Source organism: Achromobacter sp. ISS7, assembly GCF_056523125.1.
Genome location: NZ_JAWRZD010000001.1, coordinates 6720559 through 6744641, shown reverse-complemented (window position 1 = coordinate 6744641; position 24083 = coordinate 6720559). Strand labels below are relative to the sequence as shown.

The following is a 24083-nucleotide window of genomic DNA, read 5'->3' as shown; positions in this document are numbered from 1 at the left end:
GGCGTACAGAGCAATCTCGCCCGCCACGACTCGATGTCGGCGCTGAACGAGGCGAGTAGCTCCAGGTGCATTGGCAGACGGGCCGCTGGCTGACGTCGTGGCGCTCGGCGGATATGCACTGGGAAGCCCGCCCGTGTGTTGGGCTATCATGTTGGCGACGCCTACGCCCAGGTGGGGCGTGGCAGGATCGCCGTCATTTACACCCCAGTTTGGTACTGCTATAGGTCTTCCGAAATAGCCGATACATCAGGACAAATTGAAGTAGCTCAATTAGGAGATATCTAATGTCAACCGGTACGTTCATTCTGCACTCCAGCTATACGCCGGCGGGGGACCAGCCAGAGGCGATAGCGCGCCTGCTATCGGACATAGAAGAAGGTGCGACACACCAGACGCTGAAGGGTATCACCGGCTCTGGTAAGACCTTTACGATGGCCAATGTGATTCATCGTCTGAAGCGGCCCACGTTGATCTTGGCTCCTAACAAGACATTGACCGCGCAGCTTTATGGTGAAATGAAGCACTTCTTTCCTGAGAATGCTGTCGAGTACTTCGTTTCCTACTACGATTATTTTCAGCCCGAGATTTATATGCCGGGCACCGATCGTTTCATTCCAAAGGACTCGGCCATCAACGATCACCTTGAGCGCCTACGCCTGTCCACGACCAAATCCTTGATTGAGCGCCGCGATGTGATCGTCGTCGCTTCGGTGTCTTCAATCTACGGCCTGGGTGACCCGGAGGCGTACCGAGCGTTGCAGATCGCTCTGTCCCCTGGGGTCAAACTAAACCAGAGAGAGCTGATTCGTCGTTTGGCTCTGCTGCAATATGATCGCACTGAGCGCACTCTCAAACGTGCAACGTTTCGCGCTCAAGGTGATGTGATCGATATCTTTCCTGCTGATTCCGAGCATAGGGCAGTTCGGGTGGAACTGCTGGATGACTCTGTTGCGTCTGTTCAATGGCTAGACCCTGTTACAGGTAAAACGCTTGGGGCAATTGACCATTACTTGGTTTCGCCAAAGACGCTTTTTGCACCGCCCACGAATAAAATAGATTCCGCGTCCAAGAAGATACTCGCTGATATGGAAGAGCGGGTTGCCGAGCTGAACAGGAATAATCGCTTGGTCGAGGCAAACAGGCTGTACGAGCGGATCACGCATGACGTGGAGATGATGCGCGAGGTAGGCTATTGTTCGGGCATGGAAAATTATTCCTGCTACTTCAGCGAACGGGACCCGGCCTCGCCTCCGATCACATTGCTGGATTACCTGCCGAAAGATGGGCTTCTGTTCGTCGATGAATCCCACGTCATGGTGCCACAGATATCCGCAATGTACCGGGGGGATCAGGCGCGCAAGGAGACGTTGATAGATTACGGGTTCCGCTTGCCTTCGTCTAAGAACAATCGCCCGTTGAACTTTGGTGAATTTGAGAAGGTCAAGCCTCAGACCATCTTTGTTTCCGCTACTCCGGGAGACTACGAGCTGAGGGTGTCGAAAGACAGGGTTGTCGAACAAGTTATCAGACCAACGGGACTGCTTGATCCCAAGGTTGAGGTGCGGAAAGCGGACGGATACATAGATGACCTGCTTGCCGAAATATCGAAGTGCGTGAAGAAGAAAAATCGCGTGCTCGTGACTACGCTGACGAAGGTCAGTGCAGAAGAGCTAACGGATTTCTTGACGGACAACGGGATTCGAGCGCGCTACATGCATTCGGACATAAAAGCGGAGGATCGTGTTGAGATCATCAATGGCCTGCGCGCAGGAGAGTTCGATGTTTTGATTGGGATTAGTCTTTTGCGCGAAGGGCTGGATATTCCAGAGGCATCATTGGTTGCTATTCTCGATGCAGACCGTGCAGGATTCTTGCGTTCGGCCCATGCTCTCATTCAGATGATAGGTCGAGTCGCTCGGAATGAAAACGGCAAGGCGATCTTGTACGCCGACGCGGTGACTCCGGCGATGAAACAGGCGATCGATGAAACCAATAGGCGCAGGCAGCTTCAAATTGCCTTTAACGAGGAAAATGGGATTTCTCCGGCCTCGTCTGTGCGAAAACTAGCAGGAGAAGAGACGAATACGGAGGAGCCCACCGTTCACTCCGAGGCTTTCTGCGAGAATTTGTCCGACCTTTGCGATCAGATCACTGCCAAGGAACAGCAGCTACTCGAATTTACCGATACCGGTGACGAGCAGCGCGTCGAAGATATTCGTCGTCAGTTGGATGGTTTGTACCGGCAATTCATTTACATCTAATCGTTTGCCGGCATAGGGTTGCATGGCCGACCGATCTGCACCTGGCGCAAGCGGGCAGACGGTCGGCTCATCATTCAACCGGAGGGGCGAGCCGCCAAGGCTCAGTGCCCCGCTTTCCAGGGCGTGTGCCTTTCAGTGTCTTGCGACGTGTCAGCGCAAAGCTGGCAACGATCCAACGGCGACCAGCATTTCATCAAATACCGCTCGAACCCTTCCCGGAATGGGGCCACGCTGAGGCCGATAGACGTACAACCCCCATGCCGGAGGTTCTTCGCTCTCCAACACTCGCACGAGCTTCCCGCTGGCAATGTAGGGGGCGGCCATGTAGTCCGCCAGTTGCGCGAACGCGATCCCGGCCAGCGCCGCTCCCATTTCCATGTCGGCATTGTCGGCGACGAGAGTGGGTGCGGCAGGTGTCCACTGGCGTCCCGCCTTGAAGTGCCAAGGCCAGGGACGGCCGGTATTGATATCCAAGGCCACGGTAGCTGGCAGGCTGCTTAGCGCATCGATGTTTTCAGGTACGCCCACTTTCTTGATCAGGCGCGGAGCGGCAACGATCGGAAGTTTCATGTCGGCTGCCTTGCGTGCGACGAAGCGGCTATCACGCATGAATCCGACCCTGATTCCGACGTCAATCCCTTCGTCAACCGTATTGCTGATGCGATCGGACAGGCGCACATCCAGCGTGATGTCGGGATGACGCGCGGCCACGCGCTCCAGTGCCGGCAGCACCGCTCTGGTGCCCAAGCTGTGCGGTGCGGTGATGCGAACCGTACCGGACAGGGATGCCTGCTGGTCGGAGCCAGGCGTTCGCCACAGATCCTCGAACCGCTCCAATGCCGGGCGCACCTGGTCTAACAGCCCTTCGCCGAAGGCGGTGATGCGCACCTGGCGCGTGCTTCGATGAAACAACACCTCGCCGTAGTGTTGCTCCAGTTGCTGGATGGCACGGGTGACACCTTGCGGAGAAGTCCCCAGCCGGACGGCTGCATCGCGAAAACTGCTGCTTTCGGCCGCCACCCGAAAGATGCGCAGTAGTTCCATTTCCTTGTTCATGACGCACGCCTCATGGTCGGTTTCGCCGCTCGTTAATTGTTCCAGATGGTGGAATTATAAAATCGCAACAATTCCATATACAAGGGAGGCGCGGTTGCCCAGACTGACAGCACCCCGGAATGCTCCGCTCCGAACAACCCAACAAGGAACGCGAATGAACGCTGCGACTCTCATCACTGCCTACTACGACGCCTTCAACCGCGGTGACCGCGAGGCCATGCTGTCAATGTTGACCGATGACGTCGCGCACGATTTGAACCAGGGCGCTCGTGAGGTCGGTCGCGAAGCCTTCCGCGCCTTCCTGCAGCGCATGGACCGCTGCTATGGCGAGCAACTCCGCGGGATCGTGGTGATGGTCAGCGCCGACGGCCTGCGCGCAGGCGCGGAGTACGTGGTGCATGGCGAATACAAGGTGACGGACGACGGGCTGCCGGACGCCCAGGGCCAGCGCTACGTGCTGCCGGGTGGCGCGTTCTTCGAGATCCGCGATGGCAAGATCGCTCGTGTCACCAACTACTACAACCTCGGCGACTGGATCGCACAGGTCGGAGGGGACGCCTGAAATGACCAGCGACGTGCAGGTGCTGGTTCGTCGTGGGCCGGACATTGCCGAATGGTTCGACACCGTGGCACATCTGCGGGCGAAGGTCTTCCGCAGCTTTCCATACCTGTACGAGGGCGACATCGAATACGAGAAGCACTACCTTTCCATGTACGCCCGTTCGGCAGACAGCCTGTTGGTGCTCGTGCTCGCTGATGACGTGGTTGTGGGTGCGTCCACGGGGTTGCCGCTCGGCGATACGGAGCCGGCCTTCCAGGTACCGTTCGCCGATCGAGGAATCCCGATGGAGGCAGTGTTTTACTGCGGCGAATCAGTCCTGCTCCCAGCCTTTCGGGGCCTTGGCCTGGGCCATCGCTTCTTTGACGAACGCGAAGCGCATGCCCGTTCGTTGGGCGGCATGCAGTGGACATCGTTCGCGTCGGTGGATCGAGCAGACGACGATCCCCGGCGTCCTTCCAACTACCGCAGTAATGATGCCTTCTGGACCCGTCGTGGCTACGTGCGACAGTCGGACATGAAGGTTACGCTGCCCTGGAAGGAGGTGGGTGAGCCGACCGAAACCGAGCAGACGCTCACGATGTGGCTGCACTCTCTGGAGAACGCGAAGTGAAAGTAGCAGTTGCGAAATATGCAGTGGGTAAGCCGACGGACTTCGAGGCATTTGCTGCGCGGCAGCGACTGGTTCTGGAGGAGGCGCGCCGTGGCGGAGCGGAACTGGCCGTGTTGCCCGAGTATCTATCCCTCGAACTGGCTGCAACGTTCAAGCCTAGCATCCGCCGTGATTTCAACGCCTCTCTGGCCGCGCTGCAGGCCTTGCAGCCTGCTTGGCTGGCACTGTATGCCGACCTGTCGCGCGAGTTGTGCATGACCATTCAGGCCGGTACGTTTTTGACCCAGGTTGGTTTGGACCGCTACCGCAACCGAGCTTGGTGGTTTGCGCCTGACGGTACACGCGACTACCAGGACAAACTGCAGTTGACGGGGTTCGAGAAGGACACCGGCGTCATCGAAGGTGGCGACGAACTCAAGGTGTTCGACCTGAACGGTGTGCGTGCCGGCATCGCTGTTTGCTATGACAGTGAGTTTCCATTGCCCGTGCGAGCCCAGAGAGAGGCGGGAGTGCGCCTGCTGCTGGTCCCGAGCTGTACCGACACCCAAGCAGGTGCAACCCGGGTCCGTGTGGGCTGCATGGCGCGGGCGCTGGAGAACCGAATGTTCATCGCGCAGGCCGTGACGACCGGAGCTGCTGACTGGAGTCCGGCGTTGGACACGAACACTGGCGAGGCCACGATCTATGCACCAATGGATCGTGGATTCCCGGATGATGGCATTCTCGCGACGACTTGCGGCACGCAGACATGGGCGATCGGTGATCTTGACGTTGAAGCACTCGAACGAAACCAGGAACAGGCCCAGGTTGCGGTCGATCGTGACTGGGACGGCCAGATGTTGCCTGCACTGCGGAAGGCTCGGTATTCGGGTCGTCAGGTCGCCTAGCCGGTCTCATCTTGTTAGCTTCAGTTCGATGAGTCGGCTTAGATAGGCCACGTCTATCTGCGCATAGATTTTTCCAGTTTGACCAGTTTTGAACTTGCCCCGATGCTGTCGATACATGCAAGAAATATTCATTAATTTGAATGTTTTGCGCTTCTTGGGAACAAATCTGTACTAGCCTGTAAGCGTGCTCGAAGAGCACAGATTTTGTGGCGAAGTTCGGCCGCATATACTATGGGGGAGTATTGTATAATGCGGCTGTGTACCCAAGTAGAGAGGTGTTCGATGCCACACAGCCCTGACCCGTCCTGCCCTAGGTTGACACCTATGGGCCGGTATCCGTAGCAATTACGGACTGAGCACCCGATGAACTTCATCGGGTGTTTTGCATTGTAGGGATAGATGTGGGCGCTCGGTGTTGTAGATCTGGACAGACTGCCTGACCATGAGTCTGGCTTGGGCCAGATCAGCGGGTCTTTGGAGCAACAGCTCTCCCTTCAGGATTCCGTTGACCCGCTCGGCCAAGGCATTCTGGTAGCAGTCGTAGCCGTCGGTCATCGAGCAACGGATACCATGTCGGGCATGCAGGCGTTGGTAATACGTCGAGCAGTACTGGATGCCTCGATCCGAGTGGTGCACCAGCGGTTGGTTTGAACGCCGCGAGCGCAACGCCATCTCCAGCGCGCGGCGCACCCCTTCGGTCTGCAGATTCTCCGCTACGTGGTAGCCCACGATCTTGCGCGAGTAGGCGTCGGTCACCAGGCTCAAGTAGGTGCACCGCTGGGCGGTCGGCAGGTAGGTGATGTCAGCTACCCAGACCTGCTCGGGACCGGTCGCCACCACCTGGCCTTGACCCGCCTTGAGCAGGTTCGGGTGGCGCCAGAAGCGGTGATGGCTGTCCGTGGTCTTGTGATACGCCCGGTGCGGTCTGACTAGCATCCGGGCGCTACGCAGGATGTCGAACAGCGCATCGCGCCCCACCTTGATCCCCGCCTCGCGCAGCGGCTGGCGCAACACGTGATGCAGCTTGCGCGTGCCCAGCTTCGGTTGCCGTACCCGCAACGCTGTCACCATCGACACGACTTGGCACGCCTGCTGCTGGCGCTCTCGCTCCCTGTGCCTGCCCTTGTAGTAGGCCTGGCGGCTGTGACCCATGTAGCGGCAAGCCCTCGCCACGCTCAACCCTTGGACGAGCTTTTGCGTGAGGACTTGCCCGAAGGCTTTTTTACGACGCGCACCCCGTAGTCCTTCTCCAGCACGTTGACCACGGCCTCGAACAACTGCGCCTTCTCCCGCGCCTCCTTGAGCTGAACCTCCAACTCCTTGATCCGCTGCTCGGGCGTGAGCCCCTTGCCCTGACGATCCATATCCACTCCTCTGACCGTCGGCAGGCTCCAGCCACTCCAGCCCGGGCGACCATGCTTGCGCAGCCACACCAGCACCGTCGACCGACCTTGAATCCCATAGCGACGCTGCGCCTCTTTGTACGTCAGCTCGCCTTTTTCCACCTGCTCGACCACTGACAGTTTAAAAGCCAGACTGTAGTCACGCTGCGTCCGCTTGATCCTTGATTCCAATTGACTCTCCTTTTTTCTCTCAAAAAGGTGTCAACCAAATTCAGGACGGGTCACCCGGAAGAAAAGAAGCAAGCACTGACGCGCATCAGGCGCATCAAAGGTCAGGTAGCGACTCTTGAGCAAGCGCTTGATGCAGGTGCGGAATGTCCTGCAATTCTTCAGCAGCTTGCGGCCGTTCGTGGGGCAGTCAACGGATTGATGGCAACGGTTCTGGAGAGCTATCTGCGGGAAGAGTTTCCCAGTAGCGAAATCAGGAGCGATTCGCAGAACAAGTCCATTGACGAGACCATCTCTATCGTCCGCTCCTATCTGCGGTAGAGGCACCAGGGTGCCCTCGGTGAGGGCAAATTTAGTTAGCTAGTAAAGGAAGCGACATCATGAAATCACGTGCAGCAGTTGCCTTCGGGCCAGGAAAGCCGCTGGAAATCGTCGAGATCGACGTCGAGCCGCCGCGCAAGGGCGAGGTGCTCATCAAGATCACGAACACCGGCGTTTGCCATACCGACGCCTTCACCCTGTCGGGCGACGACCCCGAAGGTCTCTTCCCGGTCGTGCTGGGTCATGAAGGTGCGGGTATCGTCGTGGAGGTGGGTGAAGGTGTGACCAGCGTGAAGCCTGGCGATCACGTCATTCCCCTCTATACCGCCGAGTGCGGCGAGTGCCTGTTCTGCAAGTCCGGCAAGACCAACCTGTGTGTCGCGGTTCGTGCAACCCAGGGTAAGGGGCTGATGCCCGATGGTACGACTCGCTTCTCGTACAACGGTCAGCCGCTTTACCACTACATGGGCTGCTCGACCTTCAGCGAATACACGGTCGTCGCCGAAGTCTCGCTGGCCAAGATCAACCCGGACGCCAATCCCGAGCACGTCTGCCTGCTGGGCTGCGGCGTGACCACCGGCATCGGCGCCGTGCACAACACGGCCAAAGTGCAGCCGGGCGACTCGGTGGCCATCTTCGGCCTCGGCGGCATCGGTCTCGCCGCGATTCAGGGTGCACGCCAGGCCAAAGCGGGCCGCATCATCGCCATCGATACCAATCCGGCGAAGTTCGAGCTGGCTCGTACCTTCGGCGCGACCGAATGCCTCAATCCGAAGGACTTCGACAAGCCGATTCACGAGGTTCTCATCGAGATGACCGGCTGGGGTGTCGATCACACCTTCGAGTGCATCGGCAACGTCAACGTGATGCGTTCGGCTCTGGAAGCTGCCCATCGTGGCTGGGGCCAGTCGATCGTCATCGGTGTCGCCGGTGCCGGCAAGGAAATCTCGACCCGTCCGTTCCAGTTGGTCACCGGCCGGACTTGGAAGGGCTCTGCTTTCGGCGGGGTCAAGGGGCGTACCCAACTTCCGGGCATGGTGGAAGACGCAATGAAAGGCGAGATCGATCTCGCCCCGTTCGTCACCCACACCATGGGTCTCGACGAGATCAACCACGCCTTCGACCTGATGCATGAAGGCAAGTCGATTCGCACGGTGATCCACTACTGATCACCCACTATCCATTCAACACCAACCATCAAGGAAACTAACCATGTCCACTCCTGTCATTTCCGGCGACGGCATCTTCTCGCACGTCTTCATCGGCGCCGCCGACGTCCAGAAGTCGGCCGCGTTCTACGACGCCGCCCTGGGTGCTCTCGGCATCAAGAACCTCGGTCCTTTCGGCAACGGATGGGTGCTTTTCGGTCGCGAAAAGCCGGCTTTCATCATCGCCCGTCCGGGCAATGGTGAAGCGCCTTCGAGCAACGGCGTGACGGTCGGCTTTGCGGCCGCCACTCCCGCCGAAGTGGATGCCTTCCACGCCGCCGGCCTTGCCGCAGGCGGCACCGACGAGGGCCAGCCTGGCCCGCGTGGCCACCTGCCGGGTGCCTATGCGGCCTACCTGCGTGATCCGGCGGGCAACAAGGTCTGCTCGTACACCTTCGTCTGAAAGCTAGGAAGCTGAGGGCGTTCTGAAAGGGCCAGCACAAGCCTCTACACGGCGAGCCTATTAGACGGACCGTGTAGAGCGGTGTCTGCTCATGAAGATCGGCCCGCAGCCATGTGCGAAACGCATGGCTGCGGGCATTTGCTTTGAAGCGTGTTTTTCAACCAAGAAGAAATGAGGTCGTTATGAAAGAGCCGGCCAACATAAATACGACGACCGTACAACCCACCCCGACCGCCACCGTGTACGGCATGCCGGCCTACACCGATCGTGCTGCCGCCGTGGGTGAAGTGCATGCGCGCCCGCATCTGTTGATTCAGGCCCCGCGCGGCATATTGCAGCTCGCTTTCATGACCGAAGGCGACCAGGCCAAGGATCAGATGGCGATGAGCGAGTTGTCTCATCGCTTCGGCGTTGCCGAACCCGACCATGCTACGCCGCTTCACGGCGTGACATGGGACGAAGGAGACCTGCACTGTGAAAAGCACACCGAGTTCTCGACGTATCTCTGGTGCGCTTCGCTGGATTCCGAGACGGGAGAGCCGTGCGGCGAAAACCCGTTCAGGCATGGATTTGTGCCTCCCGGCCCGGTCGTATCCGGCATCCGTTTGAGACTTCTTCCGTGGACGCCGGAAACGGAGAAGGAGGCCGATCGCTTCGATCCTGCCAGCCTGTGCTACTCGCTGGTGGAGAACGGCTCTGCCGCCATTCTGACCGACTTCCGACAGGATGAGGATGGCCTGACGCAGATCCTCGTCCTGGCCCGCGATTTGACCCCGGCGCGGGCGGGTGCGCTGGCTCAACGTCTGCTGGAGATCGAGACCTACCGTACCTTGGCGTTGCTGTCCCTGCCGTTGACACGATCGATGACGTCGGAGCTGCGACGCATGGAGTCGCGCCTTGCGGCGATCACCGACGAGATGTGTACGAGCTTGGTGGAACGGCGCGACAGCGACGTGCTGCTGTCCGAATTGACCGGCCTGGCTGCCGAGCTGGAAGCTGGAGTTGCGGCGAATCTCTATCGCTTCGGTGCCAGCCGTGCCTACTACGAGATCGTCGAGGAAAGGCTGGCAGCGCTTTCGGAAGAGGCCGTATCCGGGTACTGCACCTGGGCGGATTTCCTGCAGCGCCGCATCGCTCCAGCCATGCGGACATGCCAATCCGTAAAGGAGCGCCAGGCCAAGCTCTCAGACAAGCTGACCCGGGCCATCGCGTTGCTGCGTTCCTGGATCGACGTTGAGCTTGAACGCCAGAACCGCGATCTGCTGGCGTCGATGAACAACCGGGCCAAGATGCAATTGCGCCTTCAGCAGACCGTCGAAGGCCTGTCGGTCGCGGCAATTTCTTATTACGTCGTGAGTCTTCTCGGCTACTTGCTCAAGGGCATTCCGATGGTTCACGACAGCGTGGCGCCGGTGATGGCGGTTCTGGTGCCTGCGGTGATGCTGACGATCTGGTGGATCGTGCGCAGGATCAGGCATGCCCACGGCGACACGGTGGCGGAAGAGAAATCTTCCTGACGAGCTGCCGTCTTGGCGCGCGAGAGCTGCGCCGTTCCTTTGAACATAGGAGAACTACATGGAACGCATCGAACATCACGCCAGCTTTGATGGTTGGCAGGACGTTTATCAGCATGAATCGACGACGCTCGGTTGCACGATGAAGGTCGGCGTCTATCTGCCTCCGCAGGCGCAGCACGGCAAAGTGCCGGTGCTGTACTGGCTTTCGGGCCTGACCTGCACCGAGCAGAACTTCATCACCAAGTCCGCCGTCCAGCGCTACGCGGCCGAACATGGCATTGCCGTCGTCGCGCCCGATAGCAGCGCTCGCGGCGAAGGCGTTGCCGACGATCCTGCCTATGACCTCGGACAGGGCGCGGGGTTCTACGTCAATGCCACACAGGAACCCTGGGCTGCGAATCATCGGATGTACGACTACGTCGTGCAGGAACTGCCGGCGCTGATCGAGGCCCACTTTCCCGTGACAGCGGAGCGGAGCATCAGCGGCCATTCCATGGGAGGACACGGTGCTCTGGTCATCGCCCTGCGCAACCCGGGCCGTTATCGAAGCGTCTCGGCCTTCTCGCCCATCGTCGCCCCCACCCAGGTTCCCTGGGGGCACAAGGCCTTCGAGGCGTACCTGGGCAGCGATCGGGAGGTGTGGAAACAGTACGACACCGTGGAGCTGATTCGCACCGTGCAGGAGCGTTTGCCGTTGCTGGTGGACCAGGGCTTGGGCGACGAGTTCCTGGAGAGCCAGCTTCAGCCCGACCTGCTGCGCAAGGCCTGCGACGAGACGGGGCACCCGCTCACGTTGAATCTGCGCCCAGGCTACGACCACAGCTACTACTTCATTGCCAGTTTCATTGGCGAGCATATGGCACACCACGCATCGGCGCTGAAACGCTGAGAGAGAGGAGATCAGGTCATGACAAAGACCTCCAAAAACCGACATCACGTCGTCATTATCGGAGCGGGCTTCGGCGGGATCGAGGTTGCCAACCAGCTTGCTGGTGCCGAGGTCGATGTGACGATCATCGATCGGCGCAATCATCACCTGTTCCAACCCTTGCTTTACCAGGTTGCAGGGGCGTCACTTTCGACATCCGAGATCGCCTGGCCTATTCGCTATCTCTTCCGAAATCGCCCGGAAGTGAACACCTTGATGGCGGAAGTGGAAGGTATCGACCAGGACGCGCGTCAGGTCATTCTCAACAATGGATTGCGGCAAACCTACGACACGCTCGTGCTCGCGACAGGCGCTACCCATGCCTACTTCGGACACGACGAATGGGGGGCTTTCGCGCCGGGGTTGAAGACGCTGGAAGATGCCACGACCATTCGGGGCCGAATCCTCGCGGCTTTCGAGGAGGCTGAGCGCACGAGCGATCCTCAGCAGCGTGCCGCGCTGCAGACGTTCGTCATCATCGGTGGTGGTCCCACCGGGGTTGAATTGGCCGGAACCATCGCCGAGCTTGCACGAGACACGCTGGCGCGTGACTTTCGCTCGATCGACCCGAGCACGTCGCGGGTTGTACTGATCGAGGCTGGCCCGCGTCTGTTGTCCGTCTTTCCAGAGGATCTTTCGGCCTATACGCGCCAGGCGCTCGAAAAGCTCGGCGTCGAGGTCGTGCTGGGTACGCCGGTCACCGAATGCTCGGCCGATGGCGTGGTGTACGGTGGCAAGCCCCTTTCGGCCAAGACCATCGTCTGGGCCGCCGGAGTCCAGGCGTCTCCCGCGGCTCGCTGGCTGGGCGCTGCGTCTGATCGTGCGGGTCGGGTGGTCGTTGGCCCTGACCTGACGGTGGCCGGTCGGCCGGAGGTCTTCGCCATCGGCGATACAGCCTCGTGCACCATGGCCGATGGGAAGCCCGTGCCGGGCATCGCCCCGGCCGCCAAACAGCAAGGGAAGTACGTCGCCAACCTCATTGGACGGCGTTTGAAGGGCAAGCCCGCTGACGGACCTTTCAAATACCGGCATCAGGGGAACCTGGCCACCATCGGCCGCAGCCTGGCGGTGATTGACATGGGGCGGGTGAAGCTGCGTGGTGCCTTTGCGTGGTGGATCTGGAAGCTGGCGCACATCTACTTTCTGATCGGTACGCGAAATCGTCTCAGCGTCGCTTTGAGCTGGGTATGGAACCACAGCATCGGCTACCGCGGCTCTCGCATCATCATGCATGCGATTAGCGACAAAGAGCCCGCGGCGTTGGACAAATCCGGCTCCCTGGATTGAGGTGCCAACGTTATCGGAACGTCAACTATCAGAAATGCCAGGGAGAGGAACTTGACCGATCTATTCACGACAAAGCCCAAGCCTCCCTTGGCCGAACTCCTGCGGCCCAAGACGCTGGATGAATTCGTCGGGCAACGGCACTTGCTCGGCCCCGGCAAGCCGCTTCGTCTCGCGTTCGAGGCGGGCAAGTTGCACTCGTTCATCCTCTGGGGGCCGCCAGGCGTGGGCAAGACCACCCTGGGGCGCCTGGCCGCCAGTGCGACCGACAGCCGATTCATCGCCATCTCGGCCGTGCTTGCCGGGGTGAAGGACATCCGGCAAGCCATCGACGAGGCCCAGGCAGAACTGGACAACCATGGTCGATCGACGGTGCTTTTCGTCGATGAGATCCATCGCTTCAACAAGGCGCAGCAGGATGCCCTACTGCCCCATGTCGAGTCGGGGCTCCTGACCCTGGTGGGGGGGACGACCGAGCATCCGGGGCTGGCGGTCAATTCCGCGCTGCTCTCGCGCGCGCAGGTCTATACCCTCGAACCGCTGTCCGGCGACGAACTGAACCAGCTCTACGAACGCGCACTGCCGCATCTCCAGGGCGTCACGTTGGACGCGGACGCGCTGGATCTGCTCAAGGGCTTTGCCGATGGCGATGGCAGGCGCTTCCTCAATCTGCTTGAGCAGGTGACGAATGCTGCGTCGGGCGCGGGCAAGGCCGTGGTCGATGGCGAGTTTGCCAAACTGTCCACCAGCCCATCACTGCGCAGGTTCGACAAGGGCGGCGACGAGTTCTACTGGCAGCTCTCCGCCTTCCACAAGTCGCTGCGGGGCTCCGACCCCGACGCGGCCCTGTACTGGCTGGCCCGCATCCTCGACGGCAGCGGCGACGTCAGCCAGGTGACGCGCCGCATGATCGTGGTGGCCAGCGAAGACATCGGCAATGCCGACCCGCAGGCGCTGCAACTGGCGCTCAATGCCGCGCTGGCTTATGAGAGGCTGGGTTCCCCCGAAGGCGAAATACCGATTGCCCACGCGGCGACCTACCTTGCTGCCGCCCCCAAGTCGAACGCTGCCTATGCCGCCTGGAACAAGGCGAAGGCCTTCGTCAAGAACAACGGCTCCCTGCCTGTGCCTCTCCATCTTCGCAATGCGCCGACGAAGCTGATGCAGCAGATGGGGTATCACGAAGGCTACCGCTACGCCCATGACGAGCCCAACGGCTATGCCGCTGGGCAAAGCTACTTTCCCGAGGGCGTGGCGCGGCCGGGCTGGTATCAGCCAACGGACAGAGGTGTTGAGCGCAGGCTGGGAGAAAGGCTTACTTGGCTGCGCTCGCTGGATGATGGGACGCTGCCAGAGGCGGACGCCTGACTGGTCGTCTCCGAAACCGGCTCATCGCGACTTCACGAACTACAGGAACAGGATAAGAACATGTCAGCCACTTCTTTCGGTGCATCCTCGGCGAAGATCAGCCGGGGACGCGTTGCCCGCTATCTGCGCACGGAGTCTGGTGCTGCGGTGCTGCTGGTGATCGTCACGGTCGTGGCGCTGGCGTGGGCGAACTCGCCGCTATCCGATGCCTATTTCGAGTTGTGGCACCTGGACGTCGGGTTTGACTTCGGGCCGCTGGGCCTGCACATGGACCTGCATCACTGGGTCAACGACGGCCTGATGGTGGTCTTCTTCTTCCTGATCGGCCTGGAGGTGCGTCAGGAGTTCGCCCACGGATCGCTCCGGGATCGCAGCCGTGCCCGTCTCGCTCTGATCGCGGGGGTCGCGGGTGTCGTGCTTCCCGCGCTGGTGTATGTCCTGATCGTGGGGCTGGCCGGAAGTGAGGGCCTGCACGGGTGGGGGGCGGTGGTCGGCACCGATACGGCATTCATGCTGGGCACCCTGGCGATCGTCGGCCCGCGGCTATCCGGTCAGTTGCGCGTGTTCCTGCTCACCCTGACCGTGGTCGATGACTTCCTCGCCGTGTCCATCATCGGCATCGTCTATAGCGATGAGATTCGGATCGTCCCGTTGTTGATCGCCCTCGCCAGTCTCGTTGCGTTGTGGCGGCTAGGGCGCACCCGCCAGTGGCGGGCAATGCCGTATGTGCTGATCGTGATCGTGCTGTGGCTCGCAACCGTGTACTCCGGCATCCATGCCTCTCTCGCCGGGATGGCCGCGGGGCTGCTGATCCCCGCCTACGCGACGCAACGTCACAAGGTCGTCGCGGCAAAACAACTGTTCCGCGACTTCTGGCAGTCTCCGAGTGCCGCATCGGCCCGCGCGGTGGACTGCGGGCTGTCCCGGGGTATCTCGGTGAACGAGCGATTGCACGAGTTCCTGCGGCTGCCGACGGCGCTGCTGATCGTGCCGGTGTTCGCCTTGGCGAACGCCGGAGTGGACGTGCGTGGCGGGCTGCTCGCCGAGGCCTTCGGCTCGCCAGTCACGTGGGGCGTCATCGCAGGGCTCGTGCTCGGCAAGCTCCTGGGCATCGGGCTCATCACTCTCATCGCCGTCCGTCTCGGCCTGGGCCGGCTGCCCGAGGGCGTCGGGGTGGGCAGCGTGTTCGGTGGTGCGGCACTGTCCGGGATCGGGTTCACCGTGTCGCTGCTGATCATCGGGCTCGCGTTCGGCACGACCTCCGACTTGGGCCGCCAGGCGACGGTCGGCGTGCTCGTGTCGATGGTGTTCGCCACGTTGCTCGGGTGGCTGATCTTCAAGGTCGCCGCCCAGCGGTGGGGTGAGAAGACCGCTGACCTGCCGATGGTGCTTGAGCCACCGGTCGATCCGGAGATCGATCACATCCGCGGGCCGGAGGACGCCCAGCTCACACTCGTCGAGTACGTGGACTTCGAGTGCGCGTACTGTGCGCACGCCACCGGTTCGTGGGACGATCTGCGCGCCCACTTCGGGGACGACCTGCGGTATGTGGTGCGCCATCTGCCGCACCACCCGCACGGGCCGATTGCCGCGCGGGCGTCCGAGGCAGCGGCGAACCAGGGGATGTTCTGGCCGTGGCTGGACTTCGTGTTCACCCGTCAGCATGCGCTGGAGCGCGAGCATCTGATCGGCTACGCCGCCGAGCTTGGGCTCGACGTCGAACGGTTCATCGCGGATCTCGACAGCACCGCGGTGATCGAGCGTGTCGAGCGCGACCTCGCCAGTGCCGTCGCCAGCGGTGCGCACGCCACGCCGACGTTCTTCGTCGAGGGTCGTCGTCTGCGCGGCAGCTACGACGCCCGCACTGTCACCGCGGCGCTCGAAGCCAGTCGCCGCGGCCCCCGAACTCAGGAAGTCCCGTCCTGAGCGGGACGAACTACAGGATAAGAACATGCCAAACAATTCTTTCGGTGAATCCTCTTGTACCGCTGCGGCCAGCGGCATGGTGGAAGTGCGCGGCGCGCGCGAGAACAACCTCAAAGAGGTGGACGTTTCCATCCCGCGTAACGCGCTGGTGGTGTTCTCCGGCGTTTCCGGCTCCGGCAAGTCCTCGCTGGCCTTCGGCACCATCTACGCCGAGGCGCAGCGGCGCTACTTCGAGTCGGTGGCCCCCTATGCGCGGCGCCTGATCGACCAGGCCGGCGTGCCGGACGTCGATGCGATCGACGGCCTGCCGCCGGCGGTGGCGTTGCAACAGCAGCGGGGCTCCAGCAACGCGCGTTCCTCCGTGGGCAGTGTGACCACCCTGTCCAGCCTGGTGCGGATGATGTATTCGCGCGCCGGCGCCTACCCAGCCAACCAGCCGATGCTGTACGCCGAGGATTTTTCGCCCAACACGCCGCAGGGAGCGTGCCCGACCTGCCACGGCCTGGGCCATGTGTACGAGGTGACCGAGGCCATCATGGTGCCCGATCCCTCCCTGAGCATCCGCGAGCGGGCGATCGCCTCCTGGCCCCCCGCCTGGCAAGGCCAGAACCTGCGCGACATCCTGGTCAGCATGGGCTACGACGTTGACCGACCGTGGAAGGACCTGCCGAAGAAGGACCGCGACTGGATTCTGTTCACCGAGGAAACACCGACAGTGCCGGTGTACGCCGGCTTCACGCCCGCCGAGACCCGCACGGCGCTCAAGCGCAAGATGGAGCCGAGCTACATGGGCACCTTCACCGGCGCCCGGCGGTATGTGCTGCACACCTTTGCCAATACCCAAAGCGCACTGATGAGAAAGCGCGTGTCCCGGTTCATGGAGGGCAAGCCGTGCCCCACCTGCCACGGCAAGCGGCTCAAGCCCGAGGCGCTGTCGGTCACCTTCGCCGGCGTGGACATCGGCGCGTTCATGCAGATGCCGCTGGACCAGTTGGCGGCCTTGCTCGAACCCATTGCCCAGGGCGATTTCCGCGCCCATGCAGCGGGGGCGGCTACGGACAAGGAAGCGACCCGACGCGACCGTGCCGAACGCGCGGCCTCCGGCCGTGCCGTCCATGCGGTATCGCCCGACGTGCGCCGCACCTCCGCGCTGTCGGAAGAAAAGCGCCTCGCCGCGCAGCGCCTGGCCGGCGGTGTGATGGCGCGCCTGCGTCAACTGCGTGGGCTGGGCCTGGGTTACCTGACGCTGGACCGGGCCACGCCGACGCTTTCGGCCGGCGAGTTGCAGCGCCTGCGGCTGGCCACGCAATTGAGTTCCCTGCTGTTCGGTGTTGTGTACGTGCTCGACGAGCCCTCGGCGGGGTTGCACCCCTCCGACAGCCAGGCGCTGTACGACGCGCTCGACCGGCTGCGTGACGCGGGCAACTCGGTGTTCGTGGTCGAGCACGACCTGGACCTGATGCGCCGCGCGCAATGGCTGGTGGATGTGGGGCCGGATGCCGGGGAGCGTGGCGGCCGCGTGCTCTACAGCGGCGAGCCGGACGGCCTGCGCAAGATTGCCGAATCGCGCACCGCCCGCTATCTGTTCGACGAAATCGCCGCGCCGGGAAGCCGGGCACGCGAAGCGACCGGCTGGCTGGAGCTGCAGGGCATCCATCGTCACAACCTGCATGGCGTGGACGCACGCATTCCGCTGGGCGTGCTGACGGCCGTCACCGGCATCTCCGGCTCGGGCAAGTCCAGCCTCGTCGCGCAGGCGCTGCCGGAGCTGGTGCTACTGCACCTGGGCCACGAGCCCGAGGACGACGCGGCCGAAAGCGCCACCAGCGAAGGGCCGGCAGTGATCGAAGCGACTGGCGGTCATCTGGCGGGCGACGTGGACGCCATACAGCGCCTGGTGCAGGTGGACCAGAAGCCGATCGGGCGCACGCCCCGGTCCAACCTGGCCACCTACACCGGCCTGTTCGACCACGTGCGCAAGCTGTTCGCCGCCACGCCCGATGCGCGACGCCGCCGCTATGACGCCGGGCGCTTCTCGTTCAACGTGGCTAAGGGGCGTTGCGAGACCTGCGAGGGCGAGGGCTTCGTCAGTGTGGAGTTGCTGTTCATGCCCAGCGTGTACGCCCCGTGTCCGACGTGCCATGGCGCACGCTACAACGAGGCCACGCTGAAGGTGCAATGGAACGGGCGCAACATCGCCGAGGTGCTGCAGATGACCGTGGACGAAGCCAGCGAATTCTTTGCGGGTGAAGACGCCGTGGCCCGGCCCCTGCAATTGCTGCGCGATATCGGATTGGGCTATCTGCGCCTGGGGCAACCGGCCACGGAACTTTCCGGTGGCGAGGCGCAGCGCATCAAGCTGGCGACCGAGCTTCAGCGCAGCCAGCGCGGCCGAAGCCTGTACGTGCTCGACGAGCCAACCACCGGGCTGCATGCGTCCGATGCCGACCGGCTGCTGGTGCAGTTGCAGCGCCTGGTCGATGCCGGCAACACCGTGGTGATGATCGAGCACGATATGCGCGCGGTGGCTCAGGCCGATTGGGTGATCGACGTGGGGCCTGGTGCAGGCGCTGCCGGCGGCAGCATCGTGGTGGCGGGCTCCCCTCAGCAGGTGGCCCGAACGTCTGGCAGCCGAACCGCTCCGTTCCTTGCGCAGGAGTTGGCGCGGGCCGAGTAGCTCAGTTCGCCAAATGTTGCCAGCTTTCGCGGGGTATTGATCGTCGCCAAACGACGGTGGCGATCAATGCCCGAATCGCGTCATCCTTCCTGAGTCAGAGCAAGATAGGGATTGTTGGGCGGTATTTCGGGGAATGCCAAGGACCCATCTTCAAGGAGGTAGCCATGCAGTCGGCGGGACTTCCTCGGGCCCGTGACTTCACAGGTCCAAATGTTCAGGCCATTGGGGTGCTTGCGATGTAGCTGCAGCTTCTCGAAGCGCTTCTGCACCCACTGCCAATCCTGTTGATTCTCCTGCTTGGCGAGCGCGGCCACTTCGGGATGCTCCTGCGCATAGCGTTGGAACACACCCGGGCTGACCAGGTAGGCCGTGTCATTCACCGTATGCACGAGCGCCTTCGCGTCGTTGATGATGAGCCGTCGTGAGGTGATTCCCTGCTTCAGCCAAACCATGAACTGTTCCGTGGATGGCTTCGTTGCCGATGACCCAGGCGTAGGCGCGGGTACAGGTGATGGAATGGACGTCGCGGCTGTTGCTGGCGCGGGAGGGTGGAGGAACTCTTCGGCATCCTGTCCAACGCCGGCCGACTCACCTAAGCCCACCATCGCGAGCAAGTCCTCCATGACGTCGGGCACGGGCTGGGCCGCGGGCGGTGAAACGATGGTGGTGCTGTCGTCCTCCCAAATTGGAGGCTCTTGACCTCCCTGCGCTGGGTTCACCGAGACGGTTGGCACGGGAGCCGACATGCTGGCGTCGTTTTCTGCGGGCGTCGCGTCGATCTCTACCGTGCCTGCGAAAGGTGCTGGTCGCTCGCCAGACTCCCAGATCAGCGCGGGAGCGAGACGCAACAGGGTGAACGAATGGGACCAGCCGGTCGTGCTGGTGACGGTCGCGCGCCAGACCGCTTTGCCGTCCGAGGTGGGCTGGAGCATGCCGTGGTCCTGCAGCACGTTGAACACGGCGGTGTTGTTCGCAGGAATGCCATCGATCCCCTGAGACAGGAGGTGTGCGCGCAGTTTGTCCGAGACCGTCTTGCTCACCAGCCACAAACCATCCTCGGTGAGCCAGCCATCGGAGGCTTCCGGCTGGTTCAGCTTCAACTGTTCCTTGAGCAGGTAGCGCAACCCGTCCAGCAGCTTGCGTTGCAGTGCGTGCTTAGGCGCGGCCATGGCGCGCGCCGGATCGCCGCCCAGCTCCTGGGCCACCGACGCCCGGTCTGCTTGCACGACGAGTTCCCCCAGTACACCGGCATGTTCGTACTGACCGGCCAGCACATAGAGCAGCGGTGCCCAGAGAGCCGGATAGTCGCTGAGCCAGTCCAGGACGTGGCGGTCGAGCAGTTGGCGATAGAGCAAGCCTGTTGCGGCGCTGTGCAGGCGGTATTCGCGGTCGTCACGGTAGCGAAATCGGTACGCCTGGTGCAGCGGGCCATGCCACGGATGCCAAGTACTGCCGTCGGCCAGTTCGACGTGTAGATCGACGGCGATCTTGCCAATATCGTGGAGCAGCGCAGCATAGGCGACGGCGGCGGTCCAGGCTTCGGACTGCGCCGCCTGGTCTTCGGGACTGGCACCGATGGGCAGCAGATGGGACTGCCGCAGTTTCAGGCTGTAGGCCACGATCTCCAGGCCGTGGTCGAGCATGCCGCCCGGATAGGCATGGTGATGCGCTTCGGAGGCCGGAAAGGCTTGGACCAGTTCGGCGTAGCGTTCCAGGGGCGTGCGGTACAGGGTGACGAATTGCCGGTGTGAGAGCGACGTGCGCTGCCAGATGTGCTCCAGCAGCTTCTGCCGGCGTGGGGTGGCCAGCAGCGATGCGGCCGACTCAGGACGCAGCAGCCCTTTCGGGAGGTCGGTGACGGGTGATGGCGTCGGTGCGGCAGCGACCGGGGGCCGTTTTCGCTGGAACAGGGAGAGCATGTGAGGTGTCCTAATGACGGGCCGACCGGGAGGCCTTTTGGCCTTTTCGAGGTAGGGCCTTTCCCCTTGCACCCCATTCCCTTGCCATTTCGACCCTTTGGCCTTTAACCGTTTCGGTATAGCGGGGCCTGGATCGCGGCTCCACCGTCAATGTGGAACCCGCTCGAATGCATTGGACGGCGACCAGGCGCTGGCCTCGGTCTATGCTGCGAAGGCGCTGCTTCCGCCGGGTAGGTTGCTTTCTAGGCGTCAAAGTTGACAAACGCGACAAAGGCGACTAGAGTGAAACCTGTCTCAAACCTACTTGGGAGATGACCATGCCCACTGCCATTGAATTCATTGCCGACCGTCTGCCGCGCGTCACGGTGGAAGATGTACGCCGCTTCGCGGATACCGTCGAAATCCGGGATGCCACGGCTTTCGCGGCCGAGTTGCAGGCGTTCGTCCACGAGCGCGTGGAAGCGGTAACACTGCCCGCCAACTTGCAGGGGGAGACCGTTGGGCAGGCCCTTGCACGCAAGGCGGCCGCGCTGCGCGCCGACACGCGCTGGGCACCGAATGAAACCGACGTCCAGCGAGGCCGTGCGGTGCTACTGGAAACCTTCAACCAGCCGCACAACCTGCCGCCCGCGGAGTTCGCCAAGCTGGCGGACAAGTCGCGCCAGCAGATCTACAAGGACATCCTCGCGCGTCGGCTGCTGGCGCTGAACGTGGGGCCGCGCGGTCAGAAGCTGCCCGACTGGCAGCTCGACCCGGTAAAGCAGCAGTTGACCCAAACCGTGCTTCAGGAGGTCGAGGGTATCGATCACTGGACGATCTACCGCGCACTGTCCGAACCGCTCGAAGGCTTGGGCGGTCGCTCGCCGGTGGATGCGGTGACGCATGGCACGATCGACGCCGTGGCCGAGGCCGTGTTTAACGTGCTGGGCGTTCAGGTGCATTGAAGCGAGACTGCCATGAACCACGAGCTGCCTTCTTTTCTGATCGATGCCGGTGAACTGCTCCAGCATGTGAGCCGCGTCGTCTATCGGGGCAGCCCGCTGTACTATGGTCGCAGCAGCACCAATCGCTACGACGACCCGGCCCGAGCCTACGGCGTGCTCTACCTGGGGCGCGACCTGCCCACGGCGTTGATGGAGTCGGTGTTTCACAAGCATCAGTGGCTTGATGACGCGAAGCGCTCGATCGCATTGAAAGAAGTCCAGGGCAGGATGGTGCGCGCTGTAGGGGTGGTGGCCGACGTGCTTCTGGCCGATCTCACGGCACCGAGCGTCATGGCGGGCTACTTTGGCCTGAACCTGGAGCAGTTGGCCAGCCGCGACTACACGCACACGCAGCAGGTGTCCGCTCAGGTGCATGCGATGGTCGGCGACGACGGCCAACCTCTGTTCGACGGAGTGCTCTATCCGTCGCGCAACAACTATCCCGCCAAGAGCATCGCCCTGTTCGAGCGTGCGGGAGCGAAGGTCAGCGTCATCGAGGACATCGATCTGGTTGACCATGTGGATTGGCCGCGTTTCGTTGCCACCTACCGCATCGGCGTGGAACCCGACCCGGGCCCGGTGGAACCGGATGACGAAGCGTCCTGAAGCAGCGAGAAAACACATTGAAGCCTGAAACGGAATGAAGTGGAGCACCCTGGAATAGACATCCCTCAGTAGCAGGAGACGACCATGAACACCACAACTCGTACCAGCACCGCAGAACGTATCGGCCGCGCATTTGGCCGTGTATGGCGTGCCTATGCGCGTGGCGAACGGCGGGTATCGAATTGGTTGATGGTCAAAGGGGTGCCTTCGGTTGGTGCCACAGTGCTGCTGTGGGCGGTCAAGCTGGCTGTGCTGGGCGCGCTGCTCTACGTCGCCTTCTGGTTCGCACTCGTGTTGTTGGGAGTCGTGGTGGCGGGATGGGCTGCTGCTGCCAATACCTCGGATGAAGACGAGTGGCCTTTCACCGACCTCACCGAACTGCGCAAGACGCCGGGCTACGATCCCAACCTGTACAACGATACGTCGCACGAGTTGTACACCGACGACTGACCGGCGCCGCGCTACTTCAGCTTACCTCCGGTAAGGGCCCCAGCGCCCTTACCGCCTGCTTGGCCGGCACTCTTGCTGCCATCCGAAAGCCCTTGGATGACGTGTCCAGCCCGAATCCCAACCCAAGTAAGGCTCGCAAGCCAAAAACCCGGCAAGACCAGGAACATCGTGCCCATGACGAACATCAGGAGCAGGTCGCCAAAGGCATTGTTCAACCCCACCAGCGGATCGAAGTTAGTGTGCGGCCGGTTCCAGCCGAAGCCCCACCCATAGAGCGCATCGAGGATGGTGCTGTCGATCCAGCGAGCGAGTTGGAACCAGAAATCGGTGAAGAACAGCGCGAACTGCACGACGCTGACGGTGACGACCGTCTTCAGGTCATAGGTGCCGACGACCAGCACGAGCGGGATGCAGATGACCAGCGCCATCTTGAGCAAGGCAAGCACCATGGGCAGCGCCTGGCGCACCACGTCCATGGCAGGGAATGCGGCAAGTGCCCCGACCGCCATTCCTACGTCCCCCGTGGCCCGCGTCACGATGTTCGGCAGGGTCTTGTCGATCTGGCCGCCGTAGTCGGTATAGACCGAACCCTGGTTGAGCTTCTGCTGTCGCGGTGACGCGATGGTACGGACCACCGAATCGTCCACCTCGGTACGGCTGAGGAACCCGGCCCAGCCCGCCAAGCGATTCAACAGGCTGGGGTCCACCTGGCTCAGCAGCCGTGCTCGCAGGCCGTTGCTGCCATCGGCCCACCACTGCCTGCAAGTCGGGTAGCCGCCGCCACTGGCCACCTGCGCAAGCCCTGCGTCGCGAGTGTCGTCATAGGGCCATGACTCGCGCGCCGTGCTGGAGCGGTAGCTGTCGTAGTAGCCGCCGGTGTCCGTGAAAAACCTCGAACCGATCCATGTCACGTCGTTCATTTGAGCTTCGTCCAGCTCCGGTCGCGCCATGAACAATTTAGCGCGTGCTGGCCCGTAGCAGTCGTGTGTGAAATCGGCCACTTCCTGAGCCAGCACCGGGTCGTTGATGCGGGTAGCGTCGATCTCCATGCGCATCTGTCGCAGGTCTGTTCCGCACGGGATCGCTGCCACCGAGGCACTGGTGACGGCGCGCGAGAGCGCGTGCATGAATGCCCACCAGACCGGCACCTTGGCACTCTGGTTGTTGATGGTGCTGAAGGACTGGGACCAGCCGGTATCCGTGGGCTGCGGCACGCTGACCTGGCATTGAGCCGAGCGCGAGCTGTCGTACTGAATGGTGTTGAGGTCCACGTCGATGAAGGGGATGCCGGCGAACATCACGACCACGATGGCGACGAACACCCGGTTCTCAATGCGTGCGGCCGAGAGCACGCCCTTATTGCCTTCGTCTGCACCCTCCCCACGGGCCTTGAGCCATTCCTGCACGATGATCGCCACGAAGGGCAGTGCGAATACCCCGCTGGATACCAGTACCGCCCAGATGCCGTTGTTGACGATCCAGGAAACCAGGGTCAGGTAGTACTCCAGGTAGTCGGTCGCGAAAAGCGTCATGGCTCGGATCTCCC

At 62.1% G+C, this 24083-nt stretch carries 20 protein-coding genes; 16 read left to right on the top strand and 4 right to left on the bottom strand.

All coding sequences use genetic code 11. The features are described from left to right. Positions 1 to 284 precede the first annotated feature (284 nt). Positions 285 to 2261 (top strand): excinuclease ABC subunit UvrB, encoded by a 1977-nt coding sequence (uvrB, locus tag AC1HFW_RS30690; RefSeq protein ID WP_009459603.1) that lies wholly within the window; start codon positions 285 to 287, stop codon positions 2259 to 2261. Between the two features lie 150 nt (positions 2262 to 2411). Here the strand turns inward: uvrB and AC1HFW_RS30685 are convergent, their stop codons facing one another. Beyond that, positions 2412 to 3317 carry a LysR family transcriptional regulator gene (locus AC1HFW_RS30685; protein WP_009459605.1) on the bottom strand — a complete coding sequence of 302 codons (906 nt, stop codon included), beginning with the start codon at positions 3315 to 3317 and terminating at the stop codon, positions 2412 to 2414. 154 nt (positions 3318 to 3471) lie between these two features. On the opposite strand from AC1HFW_RS30685, the gene AC1HFW_RS30680 reads away from it, so the two are divergent. Genes AC1HFW_RS30680 through AC1HFW_RS30670 form a run of 3 tightly spaced genes read left to right on the top strand, consistent with a single transcriptional unit; the run spans position 3472 to position 5376 of the window. Continuing rightward, positions 3472 to 3879 carry a ketosteroid isomerase-related protein gene (locus tag AC1HFW_RS30680; RefSeq protein WP_009459611.1) on the top strand — a complete coding sequence of 136 codons (408 nt, stop codon included), beginning with the start codon at positions 3472 to 3474 and terminating at the stop codon, positions 3877 to 3879. Position 3880: 1 nt separating this feature from the next. Continuing rightward, positions 3881 to 4489, top strand: a complete 609-nt coding sequence (locus AC1HFW_RS30675) for a GNAT family acetyltransferase (RefSeq protein WP_009459619.1) — start codon at positions 3881 to 3883, stop codon at positions 4487 to 4489. Continuing rightward, positions 4486 to 5376 carry a carbon-nitrogen hydrolase family protein gene (locus AC1HFW_RS30670; protein WP_009459621.1) on the top strand — a complete coding sequence of 297 codons (891 nt, stop codon included), beginning with the start codon at positions 4486 to 4488 and terminating at the stop codon, positions 5374 to 5376. The genes AC1HFW_RS30675 and AC1HFW_RS30670 overlap by 4 nt, the downstream gene beginning before the upstream one ends. A 345-nt stretch (positions 5377 to 5721) precedes the next feature. Here the strand turns inward: AC1HFW_RS30670 and AC1HFW_RS30665 are convergent. After that, a protein-coding gene (locus tag AC1HFW_RS30665) for an IS3 family transposase (protein ID WP_479286325.1) occupies positions 5722 to 6950 on the bottom strand; the annotation gives its coding sequence in 2 pieces (ribosomal slippage) (positions 5722 to 6600 and positions 6603 to 6950; 1227 coding nt in all). Here AC1HFW_RS30665 and frmR point away from each other — a divergent pair. The 9 genes from frmR (at position 6951) to AC1HFW_RS30620 (ending at position 18579) form a co-directional block, all read left to right on the top strand. After that, positions 6951 to 7268, top strand: a complete 318-nt coding sequence (gene frmR, locus AC1HFW_RS30660; RefSeq protein ID WP_479286323.1) for a formaldehyde-responsive transcriptional repressor FrmR — start codon at positions 6951 to 6953, stop codon at positions 7266 to 7268. It begins immediately after the preceding gene. A 59-nt stretch (positions 7269 to 7327) separates the two neighbouring features. Further along, complete coding sequence (locus AC1HFW_RS30655) at positions 7328 to 8437, top strand: S-(hydroxymethyl)glutathione dehydrogenase/class III alcohol dehydrogenase (RefSeq protein WP_011871467.1); 1110 nt, start codon at positions 7328 to 7330, stop codon at positions 8435 to 8437. A gap of 43 nt (positions 8438 to 8480) precedes the next feature. After that, positions 8481 to 8879, top strand: a complete 399-nt coding sequence (locus AC1HFW_RS30650) for a VOC family protein (RefSeq protein ID WP_009459624.1) — start codon at positions 8481 to 8483, stop codon at positions 8877 to 8879. Between the two features lie 182 nt (positions 8880 to 9061). Then, entirely contained in the window at positions 9062 to 10396 is a 1335-nt protein-coding gene (locus tag AC1HFW_RS30645) for a DUF3422 family protein (RefSeq protein ID WP_019726353.1), read from the top strand. A 58-nt stretch (positions 10397 to 10454) separates the two neighbouring features. Beyond that, the gene (gene fghA / locus AC1HFW_RS30640; RefSeq protein ID WP_007182551.1) at positions 10455 to 11285 is read left to right on the top strand and encodes an S-formylglutathione hydrolase; all 831 of its coding nucleotides are present in this window, start codon (positions 10455 to 10457) and stop codon (positions 11283 to 11285) included. A gap of 18 nt (positions 11286 to 11303) precedes the next feature. Continuing rightward, positions 11304 to 12611, top strand: coding sequence for an NAD(P)/FAD-dependent oxidoreductase (locus AC1HFW_RS30635; RefSeq protein WP_019726352.1), 1308 nt, complete (start codon positions 11304 to 11306; stop codon positions 12609 to 12611). Between the two features lie 51 nt (positions 12612 to 12662). Further along, positions 12663 to 13976, top strand: a complete 1314-nt coding sequence (locus AC1HFW_RS30630) for a replication-associated recombination protein A (RefSeq protein ID WP_009459628.1) — start codon at positions 12663 to 12665, stop codon at positions 13974 to 13976. 60 nt (positions 13977 to 14036) lie between these two features. Then, a complete protein-coding gene (nhaA, locus tag AC1HFW_RS30625) occupies positions 14037 to 15902 on the top strand; it encodes a Na+/H+ antiporter NhaA (RefSeq protein WP_019726351.1) in 1866 nt (621 codons plus the stop codon). Positions 15903 to 15927: 25 nt separating this feature from the next. Beyond that, complete coding sequence (locus AC1HFW_RS30620) at positions 15928 to 18579, top strand: excinuclease ABC subunit UvrA (RefSeq protein ID WP_019726350.1); 2652 nt, start codon at positions 15928 to 15930, stop codon at positions 18577 to 18579. Between the two features lie 80 nt (positions 18580 to 18659). On the opposite strand, the gene mobH is transcribed toward AC1HFW_RS30620, so the two are convergent. Beyond that, positions 18660 to 20498 carry a MobH family relaxase gene (gene mobH / locus AC1HFW_RS30615; protein WP_019726349.1) on the bottom strand — a complete coding sequence of 613 codons (1839 nt, stop codon included), beginning with the start codon at positions 20496 to 20498 and terminating at the stop codon, positions 18660 to 18662. Positions 20499 to 20815: 317 nt separating this feature from the next. Between mobH and AC1HFW_RS30610 the strand changes: the two genes are divergently transcribed. The 3 genes from AC1HFW_RS30610 (at position 20816) to AC1HFW_RS30600 (ending at position 22537) form a co-directional block, all read left to right on the top strand. Continuing rightward, positions 20816 to 21442 (top strand): hypothetical protein, encoded by a 627-nt coding sequence (locus AC1HFW_RS30610; protein WP_009459635.1) that lies wholly within the window; start codon positions 20816 to 20818, stop codon positions 21440 to 21442. 12 nt (positions 21443 to 21454) lie between these two features. Next, positions 21455 to 22087, top strand: a complete 633-nt coding sequence (locus AC1HFW_RS30605; RefSeq protein ID WP_009459636.1) for an RES family NAD+ phosphorylase — start codon at positions 21455 to 21457, stop codon at positions 22085 to 22087. Positions 22088 to 22171: 84 nt separating this feature from the next. Continuing rightward, the gene (locus AC1HFW_RS30600) at positions 22172 to 22537 is read left to right on the top strand and encodes a DUF3742 family protein (RefSeq protein WP_009459638.1); all 366 of its coding nucleotides are present in this window, start codon (positions 22172 to 22174) and stop codon (positions 22535 to 22537) included. Between the two features lie 11 nt (positions 22538 to 22548). Here the strand turns inward: AC1HFW_RS30600 and AC1HFW_RS30595 are convergent, their stop codons facing one another. Beyond that, positions 22549 to 24069 carry a conjugal transfer protein TraG N-terminal domain-containing protein gene (locus AC1HFW_RS30595; RefSeq protein WP_019726345.1) on the bottom strand — a complete coding sequence of 507 codons (1521 nt, stop codon included), beginning with the start codon at positions 24067 to 24069 and terminating at the stop codon, positions 22549 to 22551. Between the last annotated feature and the right edge of the window lie 14 nt (positions 24070 to 24083).

Bases quoted from the DNA above. Each gene is read 5' to 3' on its own strand.
- uvrB (WP_009459603.1), top strand. From the start codon at position 285: ATGTCAACCGGTACGTTCATTCTGCACTCCAGCTATACGCCGGCGGGG.
- AC1HFW_RS30685 (WP_009459605.1), bottom strand. From the start codon at position 3,317: ATGAACAAGGAAATGGAACTACTGCGCATCTTTCGGGTGGCGGCCGAA.
- AC1HFW_RS30680 (WP_009459611.1), top strand. From the start codon at position 3,472: ATGAACGCTGCGACTCTCATCACTGCCTACTACGACGCCTTCAACCGC.
- AC1HFW_RS30675 (WP_009459619.1), top strand. From the start codon at position 3,881: ATGACCAGCGACGTGCAGGTGCTGGTTCGTCGTGGGCCGGACATTGCC.
- AC1HFW_RS30655 (WP_011871467.1), top strand. From the start codon at position 7,328: ATGAAATCACGTGCAGCAGTTGCCTTCGGGCCAGGAAAGCCGCTGGAA.
- AC1HFW_RS30650 (WP_009459624.1), top strand. From the start codon at position 8,481: ATGTCCACTCCTGTCATTTCCGGCGACGGCATCTTCTCGCACGTCTTC.
- AC1HFW_RS30645 (WP_019726353.1), top strand. From the start codon at position 9,062: ATGAAAGAGCCGGCCAACATAAATACGACGACCGTACAACCCACCCCG.
- fghA (WP_007182551.1), top strand. From the start codon at position 10,455: ATGGAACGCATCGAACATCACGCCAGCTTTGATGGTTGGCAGGACGTT.
- AC1HFW_RS30635 (WP_019726352.1), top strand. From the start codon at position 11,304: ATGACAAAGACCTCCAAAAACCGACATCACGTCGTCATTATCGGAGCG.
- nhaA (WP_019726351.1), top strand. From the start codon at position 14,037: ATGTCAGCCACTTCTTTCGGTGCATCCTCGGCGAAGATCAGCCGGGGA.
- AC1HFW_RS30620 (WP_019726350.1), top strand. From the start codon at position 15,928: ATGCCAAACAATTCTTTCGGTGAATCCTCTTGTACCGCTGCGGCCAGC.
- mobH (WP_019726349.1), bottom strand. From the start codon at position 20,498: ATGCTCTCCCTGTTCCAGCGAAAACGGCCCCCGGTCGCTGCCGCACCG.
- AC1HFW_RS30610 (WP_009459635.1), top strand. From the start codon at position 20,816: ATGCCCACTGCCATTGAATTCATTGCCGACCGTCTGCCGCGCGTCACG.
- AC1HFW_RS30605 (WP_009459636.1), top strand. From the start codon at position 21,455: ATGAACCACGAGCTGCCTTCTTTTCTGATCGATGCCGGTGAACTGCTC.
- AC1HFW_RS30600 (WP_009459638.1), top strand. From the start codon at position 22,172: ATGAACACCACAACTCGTACCAGCACCGCAGAACGTATCGGCCGCGCA.
- AC1HFW_RS30595 (WP_019726345.1), bottom strand. From the start codon at position 24,069: ATGACGCTTTTCGCGACCGACTACCTGGAGTACTACCTGACCCTGGTT.